We start from the raw sequence: 19,490 nt of genomic DNA, 5'->3' as shown, positions 1-19,490 counted from the left end.
GTATTTGAAAGGGATGAGATATGGGAAAAGTCATGCCCGTGGCATTACTGCTGGCATTAACGCTGTGTTCCATGCAGGTGAATGCCGAGGATGAACCGCAAATTATTACGCCGGAAGGGTTGGCAAACAGCCAGATGCTTCCAAACCTTGACGGCTCCGTTGCCGATCTGCCGCTAAGCTCCGCCGCCCCCGGTACTCTGACGCTGAACGATGCCGTGAGTCGTGCCGTGAGCTGGCACCCATCCATTCGTGAATCTATCGGCAAATTACTCACACAGAATGAGCAGATAGACGTGGCGAAATCGAAATATTACCCGCAGGTAACTGCCGGAATGAACAACGGCTACAGCAATACTTACACCGACCACGGCTTTAGCCCGGCCCTGGTTATTTCGGTGTCACAAATGCTGTATGACTTCGGCAAAGTGGCCAGCCAGGTCCGCGCTGAAACCGCAGGTTCCGCGCAGCAGCAGGCTAATGTGTTACTCAGTATTGATACCATCGCGCACGCAACCGCCAACGCGATAGTCCAGGTGCAGACGTGGCAGCAAATGGTGGATGCCGCCGAGGAGCAACTCGCCGCCCTCAACGGCATTGGCCGATTGACCCGGCAACGCAATGATGAAGGCGCAACCTCGCTATCGGACGTGGTGCAAACCGATGCGCGTATAGAGTCTGCGCGTTCGCAACTGGCGCAGTACCAGGCCAATCTCGACAGCAGCAAGGCAACGCTGATGAGTTTTCTCGGCTGGAACTCGCTCAACGGCATCAGCAATGAATTCCCCGGCAAACTGGACAGCAGCTGCGATGTGGTCAAACCGGAAGATAAACTGGTTCCCGCGGTACTGGCGGCCTGGGCACAAGCGAATGTGGCACAGGCAAATCTCGATTACGCCAACGCGCAGATGACGCCCACCATATCTTTGGAACCGTCGGTTCAGCACTATCTCAACGACAAATACCCCAGCCATGAGGTGCTCGACAAAACCCAGTACTCCGCATGGGTAAAAGTTGAAATGCCGCTGTATCAGGGGGGTGGACTTACCGCCAGACGCAACGCCGCCAGTCATGCGGTTGAGTCAGCCCAGTATTCTATTCAACGAACCCGGCTTGAGGTACGGCAGAAATTACTGGAATCCCGCAGCCAGGCGATGAGTCTCGCCACCGCCCTGCAAATTCTGCGACGCCAGCAGCGACTGAGTGAACAAACGCGCGAGCTGTATCAACAGCAGTATCTGGATCTTGGCTCTCGCCCGTTGCTCGATGTGCTTAACGCCGAGCAGGAGGTGTATCAGGCGCGCTTTGCTGAACTCCAGACCCAAAACCAGCTGCGCCAGTTACAGCTTAACTGCCTCTACAATACCGGATCGCTACGCCAGGCGTTCGCCTTAAATAACCGCAGCATTCAATCGGTGGAGATACAGCTATGAGCGACGTCGATTCACATGCTGAAGAGGCCATTGGCGAACAGGCTCTGAGCCAGTGGGCGCAGGCGATGACGTATATTGCCAGCCACTATCGCGTTGCCTGCTCCCCCGGCGCAATCCAGGCCAACGCCCCGTGGTTTGCAGGGAAAAACCGCACCCTCGCGCTGACACAACTGGCGCGCCAGGCGGGCCTGTCATTTCACGCGCTGGACACCACAAAGCAGGCATTCAGCCAGTGGCGTTTACCGGTAGTAGCGGAACTGCGCGACGGCCAAATCATGGTGATAGAGCATTTCAACGGTGACGATGCACTGGATGTTTTTATCATCGCCGAAGAGGGGCAACGTAACCGGGTGACGGTCGCAGAGCTTGTGCCAGAGATCGTAAGCATTACCGCGCTGCGTCCGCTTTCGGCGCTAAAAGACAGTCGGGTAGACCGCTATATTTCTCGCTTTAAACCCGACTGGATGCGCGAACTGGTTTTACAGGATATCCGCCCTTACCTGCCAGTGATGGTTGCCGCTTTTCTGATTAACGTTCTGTCGCTCTCCGGGATTATCTTTTCGATGCAGGTCTACGATCGGGTGATTCCGGCGCAGTCATATCCGACGCTGTATGTTCTCTCAACCGGCGTTCTGGTGGCGGTCCTGTTTGGCTTTCTGCTGCGCGAAGCACGTACCCACATAATGGATCTGCTGGGTAAACGCGCCGATATGCGCATTTCCGATCGGGTATTCAGCCATGCCCTGCGGCTGCGTAATAGCGCCGTACCTCGCTCGACGGGGAGCTTTATTTCTCAACTCCGCGAGCTGGAGCAGGTTCGCGAGATGATCACCTCCTCGACCATGTCGACTATTGTCGATCTGCCTTTTTTCTTTCTGTTTATCGTGGTGCTGGCCTGCATTGCCCCGCCGCTGGCATGGATAGCGCCCGTCGCCGCCCTGCTGATGATCCTGCCAGGTTTACTGTTACAGAAGAAGCTGGCGGTGCTCGCCAACCAGGCCGCACATGAATCCACCCTGCGTAATGCGGTACTGGTTGAAAGCGTTCAGGGGCTGGAGGACATCAAGCTGATGCAGGCGGAAAACCGCTTTTTACAGCAGTGGAACAGCTACATCCGCATTACCGGAGAGTCCGGGCTGCGCACGCGCAAGCTGACTCAGGGGCTGATTGGCTGGGGCATGTCGGTACAGAGTCTGGTCTACGCCGCCATTATTATGTTCGGCGCGCCGATGGTCATTGAAGGCACGATGACCACCGGGGCCGTGGTGGCCGCCTCCATGCTCGGTTCCAGAATGATTGCCCCAATGGCTAACCTGTGCGGCGTGCTGGCCCGCTGGCAGCAGGTCAAAGCAGCGAAGATGGGGTTGGACAGCATCATGCAGCTCCCCACCGAAACGCAATACGATGAAGATCGGGTACATCAGGAGATTCTTCACGGCCATTATCTCTTTGAAAACGCGCACTTTCGCTACCACAGCGACGATCAGCGCGTGCCGCTGCGTATCTCCCGTCTGGAGATCATGCCCGGGGAACGAATAGCGATCCTCGGTCGTAACGGCGCGGGGAAATCAACGCTGCTGCAGGCCATGGCGGGCGGCGTGGAGATTATTCAGGGCGAGGTCCGACTCGATAACCTGAGCCTGGCGCAAATCGATATGGCCGATTTACGCCGCAACATCGGTTTTCTCAGCCAGAATGCGCGCCTGTTTTTCGGCACTCTGCGTGAGAACCTGACTCTCGGCGCGCCGCATGCCAGCGACGCGCAGATATTCGAAGCGCTGGAGGTCAGCGGCGCAGCGGCTTTTGTTAAACAACTCGCCAAAGGGCTGGCGCATCCAATTATGGAGGGCGGCAACGGTCTGTCCGGTGGACAGCGGCAGTCGATTTTGCTGGCAAGAATGCTGCTGCGCTCGCCCAATATCGTACTACTCGACGAACCCAGTGCTTCACTGGATGAACATACCGAGCGGGAGTTTATTCAGCGGCTGAACCTGTGGCTGGGCAACCGCACATTGATTGTCGCCACCCATCGCGTGCCGGTTCTGGAGCTGGTCGAGCGCGTGGTGGTGTTGAAAGAAGGTCAACTGGTGATGGATGCCCCGAAAGCGCAGGCGTTGAATGCGAGTCGGGCACCTGTACCTACTCACGGTCGGGAGTGGAAAAATGAAAACCAATCCGCATGACGCCGCCATGGACGATCTCGATATCCGCCGCGAACACCGTTTTTCCGGGGCCAGCCGCATTATTCTGCTCAGCACGCTGTTATTTGCTGTGCTGGGTATCTGGGCGTATTTCGGTAAACTGGATGAAGTCTCGACCGGCAGCGGGAAAGTGATCCCCAGCTCACGTGAGCAGGTATTGCAGTCGCTGGATGGCGGGATCCTCGCCGAGCTGACGGTACGCGAGGGCGATAAGGTGCAGGCCAATCAAATCGTGGCACGCCTCGATCCTACCCGGTCTGAGTCCAACGTTGGGGAAAGCGCCGCCCGCTATCGCGCCTCGCTGGCTTCCAGCGCGCGGCTTAATGCTGAAGTTAACGATCTGCCGCTGACCTTTCCCGATTCACTGCGCGCCTGGCCTGATCTCATCGCCTCCGAAACGCGTCTGTATAAAAGCCGCCGCGCGCAGCTTGCTGATTCTATGGCGGAACTGCAGGACGCGCTGGTCTCAGTTAACAAAGAGCTGGCCATTACCCAGCGCCTGGAGAAAAGCGGCGCCGCCAGCCATGTAGAAGTGCTGCGCCTGCAACGACAAAAAAGCGACCTGGGATTAAAAATTACCGACCTGCGTTCCCAATACTTCGTGCAGGCGCGTGAAGCGCTGTCTAAAGCCAACGCCGAAGTGGATATGCTGGCGGCCATTTTGAAAGGACGTGAGGATTCCGTCACCCGGTTGACCGTGCGCGCGCCCATGCGCGGTATTGTGAAAAATATCCAGGTCACCACCATTGGCGGGGTTATCCCACCCAATGGCGAAATGATGGAAATCGTGCCAATAGACGATCATCTACTCATTGAAACCCGTCTGTCGCCACGTGATATCGCATTTATTCACCCAGGCCAGCGAGCGCTGGTCAAGATAACCGCTTATGACTACGCCATTTATGGCGGTCTGGAAGGCGTAGTCGAAACCATCTCTCCGGACACCATCCAGGATAAAGCGAAACCGGAAATCTTCTACTACCGCGTGTTTATCCGTACCCATCAGGACTACCTGGAGAACAAACTGGGACGCCATTTCTCCATCGTACCGGGCATGATTGCCACAGTGGATATAAAAACAGGTGAAAAAACCATCGCCGACTATTTAATCAAACCATTTAATCGGGCTAAAGAAGCGCTGCGCGAGCGGTAAATCCTTGAGGATAAGGGGTTGCGGGGGCTGGTCACGCGTGTCACAAGTCTGTTATACTTGCTCTAACACATTGGGGCTGATTCTGGATTCGACGGGATTCGCGAAACCCAAGGTGCATGCCGAGGGGCGGTTGGCCTCGTAAAAAGCCGCAAAAAAATAGTCGCAAACGACGAAAACTACGCTTTAGCAGCTTAATAACCTGCTCTGAGCCCTCTCTCCCTAGCTTCCGCTCTTAAGACGGGGATCAAAGAGAGGTCAAACCCAAAAGAGATCGCGTGGATGCCCTGCCTGGGGTTGAAGCGTTAAAACTAATCAGGCTAGTCTGGTAGTGGCGTGTCCGTCCGCAGGTGCCAGGCGAATGTAAAGACGAACTAAGCATGTAGTACCGAGGATGTAGGAATTTCGGACGCGGGTTCAACTCCCGCCAGCTCCACCAATTTTTGATATATTGAAGTTCAGTGAAGTCTATCAAGCCCGCATGGAACCAGCCTTGCGGGCTTTTTTACGTTTATAGTAGTCTACCGAGAATTGCTAGAATCTACTCGTTATGGCACCCTTTTTGGGACCCAACACAAAGGGTCCAAAACATGAGGGTCCCAAACATGGCAAAAATCGCTAAGAAGCTCACTGACACTGAAATCAAAAGCACCAAACCAGCCGAGAAAGAGGTTAACCTTTTTGACGGCGATGGTTTGCTCCTGCGAATCGCCCCCCTGGCGAAGGGAGGAAAGAAAAATTGGTATTTCAGATATGCAGTGCCTGTGACCAAAAAGCGAACTAAGGTGAGCTTAGGAACCTATCCTCACCTTACACTTGCGAAGGCACGAGCTTTACGTGATGAGTACTTGTCGTTGCTTGCAAATGGTATAGACCCACAAGTTCATAACACCCACAAAGCCAATGCCCTTAAGGATGCCACGGAACATACATTTCAAGCAGTAGCCAAGAAGTGGCTTGATGAGAAAGTCAAAACGTCAGGCATCTCCCAGGATCATGCTAACGACATCTGGCGAAGCCTAGAGAGAAATATCTTTCCAACGTTGGGTGATACCCCCATTAAGGAGATTCGTCCTAAAATGCTTAAACAGCATTTAGAACCCATAGAAAAACGAGGTGTCCTTGAAACACTTCGCCGCATCATATCCCGCCTGAATGAAATTTTCCGCTATGCAGCAACAGAAGAACTCATAGAATTCAATCCGGCTGACAACCTGGGGCAACGGTTCAGCAAGCCAAAAAAACAGAATATGCCAGCATTACCCCCTTCCGAACTCCCCCGCTTCCTGGTTGCTTTAAACAATGCTTCTGTCCGTTTAGAAACAAGGCTACTGATTGAGTGGCAACTTCTCACATGGGTTCGCCCTGGTGAAGCTGTTCGCACAAGATGGTCAGATATTGATATAGAAACCGGCATGTGGAACATCCCGGCGGAGTTTATGAAAATGAAGAAACCTCACAAAGTTCCACTGAGCAAAGAAGCTTTGCGAGTCTTGGATTCAATGAAAGCCATCAGCGGGCATCGAGAGTGGGTATTTCCCAGTATCAAAGCGCCACTCAATCACATGCATGAACAAACAGCTAATGCGGCTATAATCCGTATGGGCTTCGGAGGTGAGCTTGTAGCTCATGGTATGCGATCAATCGCCAGAACGGCTGCTGAGGAGTGTGGCAAGTTTAGAACTGATGTCTTAGAAGCCGCCCTTGCCCACTCGAAAAAAGATGAAATAATTGCAGCCTACAATCGTGCAGAGTATCTCACAGAACGTGTGGTTCTCATGCAATGGTGGAGTGACTATGTTTCGTCTCAAAAAGACAAAGTTATTGCCGCATAACTCTTCCATGATGGGTTAACTATCTTGATTTATTTGAAGAATTAATGATCACACCATTAACCTATGTGGACTAAGCATAGCCATTTACGAATGGGTACCTTGAGGCCAAATAACGAAAGCTGTCGGTCATATCAGCTAAATAATTCACATCTTTTCTCGATTATCATACACCTCGAAGATCTACCAAATTCGCACTAATCAATGATAAAACAGTTGAATTCGGTTAAAATTTGATCAATTTTATCTTCTACATTGTATTGAATCATCCATGAGGTTTCGTGCATGGCTAGCGAAAATGACAAAAATCATAGAGTTAGGGTCGCACAGTACTTGAGGATGTCTACCGACCATCAGCAATATTCTTTACATAATCAGTCCGAATATATCAAAGATTATGCTGAAAAGAACAATATGGAAATCGCTTATACCTACGATGATGCAGGTAAGAGCGGAGTCAGTATCGTAGGCAGGCATTCTTTGCAGCAGTTACTTAGCGATGTAGAACAAAAGAAAATAGATATACAGGCTGTATTATTTTATGATGTGAGCCGTTTTGGTCGTTTTCAAAATAGTGATGAAGCGGCATATTATTCCATTTCTATTTGAGAGAAATGGCGTAGATCTTATATATTGTTCCGAACCTATACCCACTAAAGATTTCCCTTTAGAGTCCTCTGTTATACTGAATATAAAAAGATCTAGTGCTGCATATCACAGCAGGAATTTATCTGAAAAGGTATTTATAGGGCAAGTAAATTTAATAAAGCTTGGTTATCATCAAGGCGGTATGGCTGGTTATGGGCTGAGACGTCTTTTAGTAGACGAAAATGGCATAGCTAAAGAAATATTGAGTTTCCGCAAAAGAAAGAGTATTCAAACAGATAGAGTAATATTAATTCCGGGACCAAAAAATGAAATAAAAATTGTAAATAGGATCTATGATCTCTTTATAGATAATAACGTCCCAGAATTCATTATTGCTGAGAGATTAAATGAACAGAACATACCTGCAGAAAATGGAACATTATGGACTCGTGCAAAAATACATCAAATTTTGACAAATGAAAAATATATTGGTAACAACATATATAACAAAACCTCATCTAAACTAAAAAGTCGGCTTGTAAAAAACCCCAAACATGAATGGGTTAGATGTGACAAGGCATATAAACCTATTATTTCAATGAAAAAATACAATAAAGCTCAAGAAATAATTCAGCTCCGCTCCATTCATTTGACTAATGAAGATCTATTAGAAAAACTAAAACAAAAATTAGAATCTAATGGAAAACTATCAGGCTTTATCATTGATGAAGATGATACAGGCCCTTCATCTTCTGTTTATAGAACCCGATTTGGTGGTCTTTTAAGAGCATATACTTTAATTGGTTATAAGCCAGAACATGATTACAGCTATCTCAAAATAAATGAAGCACTAAGATCATTTTACTCAGAGATAATTGAGGATTTTAAGGGTGAAATTTTAAAAAGTAACTGTCATATAGACGAGTATAAATATACCCCAATGCTTTACATCAATGATGAGTTTTTAATTTCCGTCCTTGTTACTAAATGCATACATATGAAATCAGGTAAACTTAGATGGAAAGTCCGGTTTGATAACTCACAGAAAGCAGACATAACAATTGTTATACGAATGAATTCACAAAATATTTCACCTCTTGATTTTTATATCATACCAAAAATTGAAAACGAATATAGTAAAATGTGCATGACGGAAACAAACAACATTCGATTAGATCTCTATAGATTTGATAATCTTGATAAACTTCTACAAATTATTACTCGCATGAAAGTGAGGGAACTATATGCTGCCTGAAAAAAATGAATTCCCAATAACTCAAATTGAGATTGCAAAAATAAAATTTCTTAACCCACGAACAAGAAATAAGGTAGTGCATGAAGAAATAAAGGAAAGCATAAAAAAAAGAGGATTAAGCAAGCCTATAAGCGTAAGAGCTATTGATGAAGACGATTTCAAATATGCTTTAATTTGTGGTCAAGGGAGAATAGAGGCTCTCGTTGCATTAGGTGAAACTATTATTCCAGCAATTATAAGAGATGTATCAGAAGAAGATGCTTACGTTATGAGTTTAGTTGAAAACATTGCAAGGAGAAGACCACGTTCTAATGAGTTATTACAGGTGATTAACGACATGAAAATCAGAGGACTTTCAGACTCCGAAATAAGTGAGATTACTGGATATTCATCGAACTGGGTGAGCAGTATTAATATGCTACTTGATAAGGGAGAGCATAAACTTCTCTCAGCAGTCGAACGGGGTAATTTGCCTCTGTATCTCGCAGTGCAATTTGCAAGATGTGAAACTGAGGAAGCACAAGATATTCTTACCGAAGCATATGATAAAAAATTAATAAAAAGTCGGGACATTATAAAGATAAAACACATTCTAAATCAAAGAACAGTTGGGAATAAAGGTGCAAAAGCAGCCGGCTTTTATTATCACAAACCATCAAAAAGGATGACTGCAGAGGAGTTGATTGAGCTTTATGAAAATAGTATCGCTGAACATAAATCTGTTTATAACAACTCAAAATTCATAAAAACCAACCTACTAATAGTAAATGAGATTTTTAACATCATAATGATGAATAAAAGCTTTCAACATATACTTGAACAAGAGAATCTTTCAGAACTACCATCTCAGATATTAACCCCAGTAAACAAAGAGGTATCAAAATGATTCAGATACGTTTTGGCGATAATTTTATTTACCTGGAAACTAATAAGTTAATTCCATCTAAGGAATTATTAGAAAACGTAAAGCGAAGCCATAAATATCATCAAATAGTTACCTCTATCGAAAGCTTAGATATTATTGAACCAATAATAGTGTTCTATGACAAAGATAAAGATGTCACTAAGATACTTGATGGCCATTTAAGGGTTGAGGCTTTAAAAGACTTAGGTATAGAAAAAGCTCCATGTATACTTTCGAGCATAGATGATGCTTTCACTCCTAACAAACAAGTGAATCATATAAATGTAGTTGAAGAACATAGAATGATAATTAAGTCTCTGGCAAAAGTATCAATTGAAAAACTTAGCGCTGCTTTGGGCATGTCTGTTGATGCCATAAAAGATAAAGCTAATGTGATGAACGGCATAGATCCAAGTGTAATTGCGAAACTTTCTGATAAACCTATACCTAAGGCTACATTTGACGTTTTGAGGAAAATGAAGCCAATTCGCCAAATTGAAGCAGTCGGTACAATGATTAATTTTGATAATTATAGTAAAAAATTTGCAATGAGCATCTTGGATGCAACACCGGCATCGATGATAGTAAATAAAGGGAAAACACTCCCTATAAAAAGGACATAAAAAAAACCATACTTCGTCTGGAACAAGAAATGGCAACAACTTCGGAAGAAACGAAAAAGCTTCAAACCGAGTATGGTTCAGATATGTTGAAATTCGTTATAATCCAGTCATATATTAATAAATTACTTGGCAACTCTAAAGTTCTTCATTGGTTCTTAGAAAACGAGGTTGATTATCTTGATGAGTTAAAAAGAATTTCTAGAATAAATTCTTTGGATGATAAGACTCTTACTGAAAACAGCAAGTCATAGTCATGGTTTTATATAGCCTAAATAAACCAAGAAGTATACTTACACAACGACCTTAACGCCGAAGAAACTGTCAGATACGCCAGCAACCAAAGCATTACGTTTAGGTGTCAGTCATTGATACGAAGGGATAACTGCGTATCAGCGGCCGGACATTGAGTCGAATGAAGGCTGGTAGAGAGGGATAGTTCTGTGTCACCGGGAGATTAGTCAGAAACATCAGCGGTAGAACAGATGAACCAGCAATTGGTAGTGCACAGAAAACTCTCCAGTATTTAATTATTCAACTTAACACTAAAAAAATCACATAGTTAATATCATAATTTTTCTTTAGTCTGCGTATGCGAGAGATATTGTGGCTTTAACCGGGTATTAGGAGTCGTCTCAGATAAAAGATGTTCTTCGATTCGAATGGACTTGGTAATAGCAATAAGTAATCGTTAATACTGAAGGACGAAAGGCTACTTCAAAACAAAGTAACCTTTCCAATCTCCCCATATATGGGACAAGTGGTACATTAACTGCACATAGTGCAGGATACATATGACATAAAAATTTTTATTTATGGCATACATTATAAATAACTTGTATTTTATGAATGTCAATAGGTTTTTGTTTAATACTTTTAAAATAATTAATTGATTGTTTTTATTATAGCTTCGCTTGTACAAGCGAAGATCCTATTGTTCTTGAATGAATAATGCCAATTATAAGAGAAGCAAGGGCTAACCCTACGAAGCCGCTGCGCTTGCTTCTCCGGATTGCCCTTGCTTTTCTTCCCTTCGGTCAGAAAAGAAAATCATGCCGGAGCTACCTATCTGCAATGCTGCTCATACTACTGATACGTTTATACTGTGCACGTTCTTCTGCATGCTGTGTAAACTCACCATATAAGTTTCCCCGACATTATTGCGAACTTCAAACTAATATCTGAGACGCATGCCAAATCACAATCGATTAGAATATCAACCTGTGGTCGATTTAAACATTTTTTTATTTCTATTATTATATTCTAAAACTCGATAATTAACTCTTATATTCATAGAGAATGGCATTGCATTAGTCATATTAAAAAAATTAAAAATAAATTTGAAAAACAAAAATCCATCGATTATTGTTATTTTACATTATAAAAAAAGGAGAAATAACATGAACCAAAAATCACAAAATAATAATACCCTTAACCTTTTCAAAATAAAATCCCCTGCAGAGCTCAAAAAACTATTAAAGACAGGGATAGATATAAATACGCTCAATTCCTCGAACCAGAATGCTTTGTTCGGCTGCAGATACCCGGAACTTATGAAAGCAATGATTAGCTCCGGAATAAATATCAACCAGACTGACATACTGAATAAAAACGCACTTTTCTATACGCCCTCTCCTGAAACCCTGAGCGTGCTGGCTGAACATGAGATTGATATCAATCATACGGATAGCTTGGGCAGAAATGCGCTTTTCTACACCAGTGACGCTGAATCAGTTCAATTACTGGTAAAAAATGGTATCAGCATAAACCACTCTGAACTTGAAGATAAAAATGCGCTTTTCTTTGCAATCAACGAAAGCTCAGCCAGAGAACTCATCGACAGTGGTATTGATATTAACCACACTGACAGCTATGGAAGAAATGCCCTTTTCTACGTCTGTGAGGCTGACGTTAAGCGTCTGCTGATTAAGAAAGGTATCAATGTTAACCAAAGGGATATATATGGTCATAATTCCATTAACATTATCGGCATAGATGCTGACTTACTGGATGTTTATTTCGCTGCGGGCCTTGATCCTGACATACAGGATCGAAATGGGAACAGCTTAATTTTTCACCCTTATAAAAAACCAATCACGGACATTTTAATCAAAAATGGCTGTGATATAAACCAAGTTAATAACAATGGGGAAACCGTCTTTGAATACATACAGACCATGATATTCAGCAACTCTCAACTTGATCAGTGTCTCAGCGTGCTTACGCCTTTCATTAACCTGATTAAATCCAGACCATTAACTTTTAATCGTCTTACTTTTGGCTGCCTTGAGTTTATTAAAATATTGCAAAGTCAGAATATTGATTACAAAATTAATGAGCGGTGCGTAGTAAAATACCCTAACAAAGACATTAAAAAAATCATTACTGAAGCACAGAAAATCATTGATATCCGCCATGTCACTCTGTGTTCATGGTATGACACCCCGCTTGTCAGTTTAAAAAACAAGGAAATTATTAAATGGTTTATAAGAAACAATGTTAAGGTAAACATTAATGATATTGAAGAACAGGACATACGTACTGAAATCCTTGCCTATCTTGCACTGAGGGAAAATAAAGAACTCAAAACCGTTATTAATCCGAATATAAAACATGCTGCCAGTAAAAAAAGACTGTGATAATTACTTTCTCATAAACAGGTTTGATCCACTCGCGCTACTTACACAACGATATTATCTGCCTGGCAATCAGTAGGAGCGCTGTACAATGTGATAAAGCTGTCAGCGTCCCACTACACGACTACCTCATAATAAAGGTTGTGTGAAAGACAAGCCTTGAGCGCTGACAGAAATAAACAATACCGTAGTTGATGGCGTTAAATAAAAACGTCCGCCCGGAATAAATGAACTTTAGTTATGATTTAACAAGCCACTTGAGTCATGAGGAGCATGTCACTGCTCGCCAAGTGCTTCAACTGAGGCACGAGGATGAACATCTTATAAGGTGGAACCCCAAATTATTCTTAGTTGAAATAGAAAACTGGCTCAACTCATTTTCTTGGTAATCTTTGGTTATCGCGTGATATGGAAATACCAAGCAAGCCCGCCTGGTGTGCATACACCAGGCGGGCTTTATATATATTACCTCAGATTAAGGTGTGCCAATCAAGTTGCACATGGTCAGCACTGTACCAAGCAAGAAAATTCGTTTTGAATAATAGAATAGGAAGCAGTAAGTGCCGGTATAAATACCGACTGACCTGCGAAAAGCGTTATTTCATCACCGTTCGTATCACGTAGCGTTGTGATGCCGCTGAGTACAAGCAGAATTTGTGCGCTGTCGACGTCAACACGTTTTTGCTGGCAGTTTCCAATAACTGAAAAACAAAAATCCTCTACCGGTACAGAATAATGCTGTTCAGTTCCGGTATCATCTGGCAATAGTCTAAGTTCCTGTTCTTGTGTTTCCCTAAAAACAGTACATTTCACCAGTTCAGGAAGATTGATTTTCTTAGGCGTTAACCCTGCTCGTAGTACATTATCGGAGCAGGCCATCACTTCGACAGCAGTTCCATGCACATATGCGTGTAACGTTCCGGCACGTAAAAACATGGCTTCGCCTGGCGCAAGCGTAATGCAGTGCAGGAACAGCGGAGCCAGAATGCCGATATCGCCAGGGTAGTCGCGCATGAGACGAGTTATAAAACTCTGCAAATAGGTAAACCCGCCACTGTCGAGGCACGCCTGTAGCTGTGTCAGGACGTTCTCTTTTTCACGCTGAGTAAGTTGCATCAGGCTTACAAAGAAGTGTTTAAATCCTTCACCTGTCAGGTTTCCACGAAATTCAGCCAATGCGGGCATCAGTTCGGGCGCATTAAGACGAAGAAAATGATTCACGATTTCCTGAAAGGGACGAAAACCATTCATTGCCATAAAAGGTGTGATGGCATAAACCAGCTCAGGTTTGTGATTCGCATCGTTATAATCCTCTCCGACCCGGTTCCCTTGCTGTGCGTACCCTTCTTCTGCCTGACGTTTATCCGGATGAACCTGAATGGAAAGCGCGGTTTCAGCAGCCAGTATTTTTAGTAAATACGGTAGTTGGCCAAATCTATCCATCGCTCGCGCTCCCAAAACAGACTCAGGAGATTGCGCGATCGCGTCCAACAACGAAACAGAATCTGACCCGGTTTCTATTTCCGAACACCCTGCCGGATGCGCGCCCATCCACATCTCAGCCTGCGGTTGTTCATCAGGATTAGGTACCCCAAACAGCGTGTTTAGAGCCGTCCGACTACCCCAGGCATAATTTTTAATGCCGTTTCTCAGACGATAAAAAGAAGGTTTCATTTAACGCCCCTTCCAAATGTACCGGGGGTAAATCCGTTGCTTGCAGCCAGTTCAGCAAACCAGATGGCATTGCGTTTTATTTGCCGTTCTCCGGTTTCCAAATCCAGGCGCCAGAACCCGTATCGACGTTTAAAGCTATTTATCCATGACCAGTTATCGATAAACGTCCACTGATGTACACCAAAACAGTTTGCACCGTCGATAATGGCGTGATGGAGTTGTTCAAGGTGTTCTTCCATCAACTCGATGCGGAACATATCATCAATAACACCATCGGCCTGAACCGGGCCTTCCGACTGCACATCCATGGCGATGCCTATTTCAGCCAGATACCACTTAATATTTCCGTAATTATCGCGAATATTGCTGGCAATATCATAAATCGCCTGTGGAAAGATTTCGTTATTATCGCGATAAGGATTGAAGCGACCCTCAGGGTCAATATAGTTCTCGAAATAATATTCTGGCGTAAAGTAATCGAGCTCATACGGACATTCCCGTGCTTTAACTCGTCGCGGAACGTAATAATTAACGCCGAGGAAATCAACCTGCGAATCGGTAATCAAGTCTACATCTGCTTTTTTTATTTCAGGCAGACAATCGTGCATAGCCAGAATTTCACACAACTCCTTTGGGAACTCATGCTTAACCAGCGGATCAAGGAAACTGCGATTAAAAAGCAGATCAGCGTACCACGCAGCTTTTTTATCCTCCTCGCTGTCATTTCGGGTATACGAGGGTGTCAGGTTCAGGACGACGCCAATTTCCCCCGGCAGTTCCTGTTCACGATACACCTGCACCGCTTTCGCGTGGGCCAGCATAATATTGAACGCAACCTGTGCCGCAAGCTTACCGTCTTTTTTGCACGGGTAATGGAAGTCATAGAGATAACCGCCTTCAACCGGCACAATCGGCTCATTAAAGGTTATCCAGTATTTCACCTTATGGCCAAACAGTTCAAACGCTGTTCGAGCAAAGCGGGAAAAGAGTTCTGCTACGTATGACGACTCAAAACCCCCGTACTGTTTTTGTAACGCCTCCGGCATATCGAAATGGTAAAGATTAATCATCGGCTCGATACCGTTGGCGATCATCTCATCGAAGTAATCATGATAAAACTGGACGGCCTCTGCGTTCGGCGCACCCGTTTCAAAATCATCAATCAGCCGCGACCACTGAATTGAGGTACGAAACGAGTTGAACCCTGTTTGCTTCATCCGTTTCACGTCATCTTTGAATTTACTGTAGGTCTCGCAAACGCTCTGTGGACCAATTTGCTGATAGAACCGCTCCGGCTGCTCAGCAAACCAGCTGTCCCAGATGGAACGGTGTGCCTTACACGCAGATCCTTCGGTTTGCGGTCCAGATGCCGCAGCCCCCCAGAAAAAACCTTCGGGAAATTGATACCGGGTCATAACGCCTCCTTTGAGAAAAAAAGGGCTGCACCCAAGGGGCGCAGCCAAAACAACTACTCTGCAGTCACTTCAATGGATTTAATAAACATATAGCCCCAGTCACCGGACAACTTCCCGAACGTGATGGTGTTTTCCCCAGCGTTGAGAACGACCGGCACAATCATATCCTGTCCTTTCTCATCGGTTTGCGGGAATTCAATGCCAATCGGCGTGCCTTTATTCACCATGAATGAGTTTTTCTTACCGCCCCATTTGGCGTTGAACTTCACATGCAGGGCAAATTTCCCGGCCCATGGTGCATTCACTTGCCAGCTCACACTGTCGCCTTCATTAGCGAATGGGCCAAGGAAACCGTCATCACCGATAGCAAGCTGATTTTCATTGCTTTTCACTACATTCAGTTTTCCCTGTTTTACATCCATCGTCCCACCGCCAAAGTTGCAGTAATCCGCAGGGATTTTGCCCGCCGCTTCTTTAACAGAAACGTTCAGCGTTTTACTACTTTTCAGCAATCCATCGTCTGCGGTAAAGGTCAGTACATAGTCTCCAGGTGCCGAGAACCAGGCACGGGTATCGTCTTTTTCCGCGTCGCAGAAATGAACGTTCTTATCTCCCCCGTTACTCCAGCCAGTTTTCACCTGCCGGTCCGGCAGATTGTCATCCGTCCAGGCTCCGTGAAGCTGTACACCTTTATCCACTGTGGTGGTCAGCGCCTCACTCAGCGTGATTTGCGGCGCGAGATTTTTCTGCGTGTGCTTAATGCTAATGACGTTTGACGGGGAAGAGGCTCCACTTTCGTTCTTCGCGATCACGCGGTAGTAATAGGTTTTGCCGAGTTGCAGACTGCGGTAGTCGTCACGGAAGAGATCCATTTTGGCCGGATCCCATTCATTCACCCCGTCAGAGACATCGTGGCCAACAATGGTCCATGGCCCTTTTGCACTGGTTGCCCGCTCAATATCGTAAGTACGGCCTACCGGCGCACCCATCCAGTTGATGGCAAACGGAGAATCAGATGCCCGCAGCTTCGGGGCTTCCGGCACAGGCAGTGCAGGCGCTTTTTCAAGGCCCGCCATTTGCGCAGACGCATTACGGACCAGATCCACTACTTCCATTTCCTGATTTGCTTTCCCCTCGACAGGGAAGCCCGGCAGGTGATAGCTGTAATGACCGGTATACTCTTTGTGCCAGTAGAATCCGCCGTCATGGCGATGGCCGCGGAAGCCCCAGATAAAGCCGCCTGCCGCCTGCGCACCGTTCACCTCGGTATGCACGATAGACTGCATAATGCTATTAAGATCTTTATGGTCCAGCAGGCCAAACTCACCGACCAGATACACTTTTTTACCGCCAATCGCTTCCAGATCTTTACGCACCTGTTCAGGATGGTTGTTGTCAGCATTGGTGTAGTAGTGGTTGCTGATGATATCGACGTTCGGATCGCTCAGAGAGAAGTCGTTAATCTTCTTGTACGTCCCGTCAACAATAAGCTGATGCGGTGCCCATTTGCGGATCCACGCCGCCGTTTCTGTCAGAAATTCCGCGTTGGTATCTTCTAGTTCGTTGCCAGTTTCCCAAGCCATTATGGCTTTTTCATCATAGTAATGACGCCCAGTTACGGAGTTTGTGCGTGTAATAACCTGGCGAATCACATCCTGGTAAGCTTTGTAGGTCTTACTGTCGGTACGATAAAAATCTTCCGGCTTTTCACCATAAAACGCGGCGAGTTGTTCGCGGCCCCCCCACCACCACCAGTGGTCAATGAATGGCAGGATCAAGCGCAGCCCCTGCTTGTCTGCTTCGGCAATCATGTTGTCGTAGACTTTCATCGCCGTTTCATTCAGCCGTGGCATACCGTCTGGCGTGGCGGGTGCAAGAATATGAGTTTCACGGGCGCAGTCAGAATCATTCTCCTGCTGAACGGAAAGTACATATACGCGCTGGGCTTTCGCACCAGTTTTCACCATCGCCTTGATCCAGTTCTCCTGTTCTTCAGCGGTTGGCCATTTGAAATATTGCCCCCAACCGCGAGGATCTGCTTTACAAGTTCCGCGCGCGTCATCTTCAATTCGGTGCAATTCTGGCGCGTGGATCCCTGCAAAGCGGAAAACCTGATCGCCATCTTTTAGCTGAGCGCCGTCGCGGGTAATAAAATGTTCAAAATGGGATTGCTCCGCCGCCATTGCTCCAGCGCTGCCCAGCGCCGACAGCAGAGAAATCAGAAGCATTTTTTTCATCGGGATATGCATTGTTCTTCTCCTTAGAACCAGACTTCAGCCTGTACGCCAAAATTGAGCGTGTCGGTTTCACCACTACGGGAATAGCCACCCGCACTGATTGTGCCGGTACCCCAGTCGTAGCTACCATCGAGTGCATCAGAAACGCCTTTATCCCATTTCGCATAGGTCGCGAAGAAACGCAGTTGAGGGCGGCTCCAGAAACCCGAATCAAACGTCAGCGTTGGCGCTACGGTAATTTTCGTCAAACCGCCTTTTCCTTTACCGTTCGCTCCCATGTAGTTTTTATCATCGAGATATTCGTAACCCAGCTCATACTGCATGGCGAAGTTTTTGGTGATCTGATGGTAAGGGCGGATCCCGGCAACCCACATTGAGCGTCCCCAGCCGTCGTCATCGCTGGTCCACCAGCGGTAGTTTTTGTCTTTCTGGTAGAACGCGAAAGTCGACACTTCCAGATCGCCCATGCTGGCTAAGTTATCCAGCACGATACGCCAGGACTGCGTATCCTCCAGATTCGCCCATCCCCAGCCGTTTTTACCCAGTGAATCAGCGGCTGCCAGCCCTTTGCCATATTGCAGGGCAATACGCGAATAACCGCCGGTCAGGCCGTAAAAACCGTCGAAGTTATAAACCGCCGTGGCGCCGTAACCTTTCTGCGCCGCCGTAGGATGGTTTTCATTGCGGTTCATGCGATGGCCAATCAACTCCAGATCCAGCCCGGTTCCACCGATTTTCTTGAACCACAGGTTAAGGGAATAGTCATCCGGATACCCCTGATCGCCGCGATCAACCGGATAGGCTTTGGTTTCATCAGTTGGAGAGAAGGCATATATCCCGGCATCGAATTGCGCGAAGCCGAGATCCATCTTGTCGAAACCGCCGCCAGTCCCGTTGTACTGAATGTACTCCCAGTCAAACTGGTGGCTTGAGGTGTTGGAGCTGCTGTAGCGTTTACCGGCCCAGAACGTCATACCAGGGGCAAAATCGAGGTTGCTCAGTTCGGCAAAACCTTCGCGGAACTGCGTTTCTTTGCCGTCATCGTCAGTACAGTTCCAGTCGGCCGTACACTTGGTCTGATGCGTCAGGTTGGCCTGAATCCGCGCCACCGCCCCCGAATCCGACTTCAGCGTTACCGTCGGGATCAGTTCAATTTTCGTGTCTTCCTCGTTACCCAGTCGCCACTTGCCATCAGGCATCAGCCCTACGGAATTCACGCGGTTGCCGTCGGTATTTGCCAGGATCCCGGAACGCATGTAACCGTGCAGGGCAAAGTCATATTTCTCATCTGCGCTGGCATAGTCACTGATTACCGCAAGGGCGATTAAGGACAGAGGTATTGATTTAATTAACTTTTTCATAGGTTCCCTTAGATTTTTTTATTTTCACTGCTTTACGTCGCAGAGGAAATGTAAGGATCCCTGACGGAAATGTACATCCATAAATGGAAAGCGCTTTCCATTTTTACCGGATCAAATCACACTTCTGAGTTCAGATAGAATAAATTCGTGAAAGGAGTCACAAAAAAAGCAGCTTATCCATATTTCA

At 46.2% G+C, this 19,490-nt stretch carries 10 protein-coding genes, 1 other RNA gene and 2 pseudogenes; 9 read left to right on the top strand and 4 right to left on the bottom strand.

The annotated features are described in order from the left end of the window. The first annotated feature begins 20 nt into the window (after nt 1–20). The 9 genes and pseudogenes from FHD02_RS18620 to FHD02_RS18580 all read left to right on the top strand — a co-directional run bounded on the left by FHD02_RS18620 (nt 21) and on the right by FHD02_RS18580 (nt 12,619). A complete protein-coding gene (locus tag FHD02_RS18620; protein WP_220394186.1) occupies nt 21–1,430 on the top strand; it encodes a TolC family outer membrane protein in 1,410 nt (469 codons plus the stop codon). Then, complete coding sequence (locus tag FHD02_RS18615) at nt 1,427–3,613, top strand: type I secretion system permease/ATPase (protein WP_220394185.1); 2,187 nt, start codon at nt 1,427–1,429, stop codon at nt 3,611–3,613. Before FHD02_RS18620 ends, FHD02_RS18615 begins: the two co-directional genes overlap by 4 nt. A gap of 7 nt (nt 3,614–3,620) precedes the next feature. Then, nucleotides 3,621–4,784 (top strand): HlyD family efflux transporter periplasmic adaptor subunit, encoded by a 1,164-nt coding sequence (locus FHD02_RS18610; RefSeq protein WP_137349546.1) that lies wholly within the window; start codon nt 3,621–3,623, stop codon nt 4,782–4,784. Nucleotides 4,785–4,856: 72 nt separating this feature from the next. Continuing rightward, nucleotides 4,857–5,220: a transfer-messenger RNA gene (ssrA, locus tag FHD02_RS18605) on the top strand. Nucleotides 5,221–5,386: 166 nt separating this feature from the next. Continuing rightward, the gene (locus tag FHD02_RS18600) at nt 5,387–6,616 is read left to right on the top strand and encodes an integrase domain-containing protein (RefSeq protein WP_220394184.1); all 1,230 of its coding nucleotides are present in this window, start codon (nt 5,387–5,389) and stop codon (nt 6,614–6,616) included. A gap of 282 nt (nt 6,617–6,898) precedes the next feature. Beyond that, nucleotides 6,899–8,456 (top strand): annotated as a pseudogene (locus FHD02_RS18595) (recombinase family protein). Then, nucleotides 8,446–9,342 carry a ParB/RepB/Spo0J family partition protein gene (locus FHD02_RS18590; protein WP_220394183.1) on the top strand — a complete coding sequence of 299 codons (897 nt, stop codon included), beginning with the start codon at nt 8,446–8,448 and terminating at the stop codon, nt 9,340–9,342. The pseudogene FHD02_RS18595 and the gene FHD02_RS18590 overlap by 11 nt, the downstream one beginning before the upstream one ends. Further along, nucleotides 9,339–10,234, top strand: a pseudogene (locus FHD02_RS18585) (plasmid partitioning protein RepB C-terminal domain-containing protein). The gene FHD02_RS18590 and the pseudogene FHD02_RS18585 overlap by 4 nt, the downstream one beginning before the upstream one ends. Nucleotides 10,235–11,380: 1,146 nt before the next feature. Then, entirely contained in the window at nt 11,381–12,619 is a 1,239-nt protein-coding gene (locus FHD02_RS18580) for an ankyrin repeat domain-containing protein (protein WP_220394182.1), read from the top strand. A 501-nt stretch (nt 12,620–13,120) separates the two neighbouring features. Here the strand turns inward: FHD02_RS18580 and manA are convergent. The 4 genes from manA to FHD02_RS18560 are packed head-to-tail and all read right to left on the bottom strand — an operon-like array spanning nt 13,121 to nt 19,303. Then, nucleotides 13,121–14,290, bottom strand: a complete 1,170-nt coding sequence (gene manA, locus FHD02_RS18575) for a mannose-6-phosphate isomerase, class I (RefSeq protein ID WP_220394181.1) — start codon at nt 14,288–14,290, stop codon at nt 13,121–13,123. Then, entirely contained in the window at nt 14,287–15,705 is a 1,419-nt protein-coding gene (locus FHD02_RS18570) for a glycoside hydrolase family 1 protein (protein ID WP_032995203.1), read from the bottom strand. Before FHD02_RS18570 ends, manA begins: the two co-directional genes overlap by 4 nt. Nucleotides 15,706–15,758: 53 nt before the next feature. After that, entirely contained in the window at nt 15,759–17,954 is a 2,196-nt protein-coding gene (locus tag FHD02_RS18565) for a CBM35 domain-containing protein (RefSeq protein WP_049052376.1), read from the bottom strand. Between the two features lie 11 nt (nt 17,955–17,965). After that, the gene (locus tag FHD02_RS18560; protein ID WP_032995201.1) at nt 17,966–19,303 is read right to left on the bottom strand and encodes a carbohydrate porin; all 1,338 of its coding nucleotides are present in this window, start codon (nt 19,301–19,303) and stop codon (nt 17,966–17,968) included. Nucleotides 19,304–19,490: the final 187 nt, after the last annotated feature.

It is taken from the genome of Citrobacter sp. EC_71 (assembly GCF_019584005.1).
Classification (GTDB): domain Bacteria; phylum Pseudomonadota; class Gammaproteobacteria; order Enterobacterales; family Enterobacteriaceae; genus Citrobacter; species Citrobacter werkmanii.
Note: the sequence above shows the minus strand (reverse complement) of the source record. Positions and strands in the feature narration are given on the sequence as shown.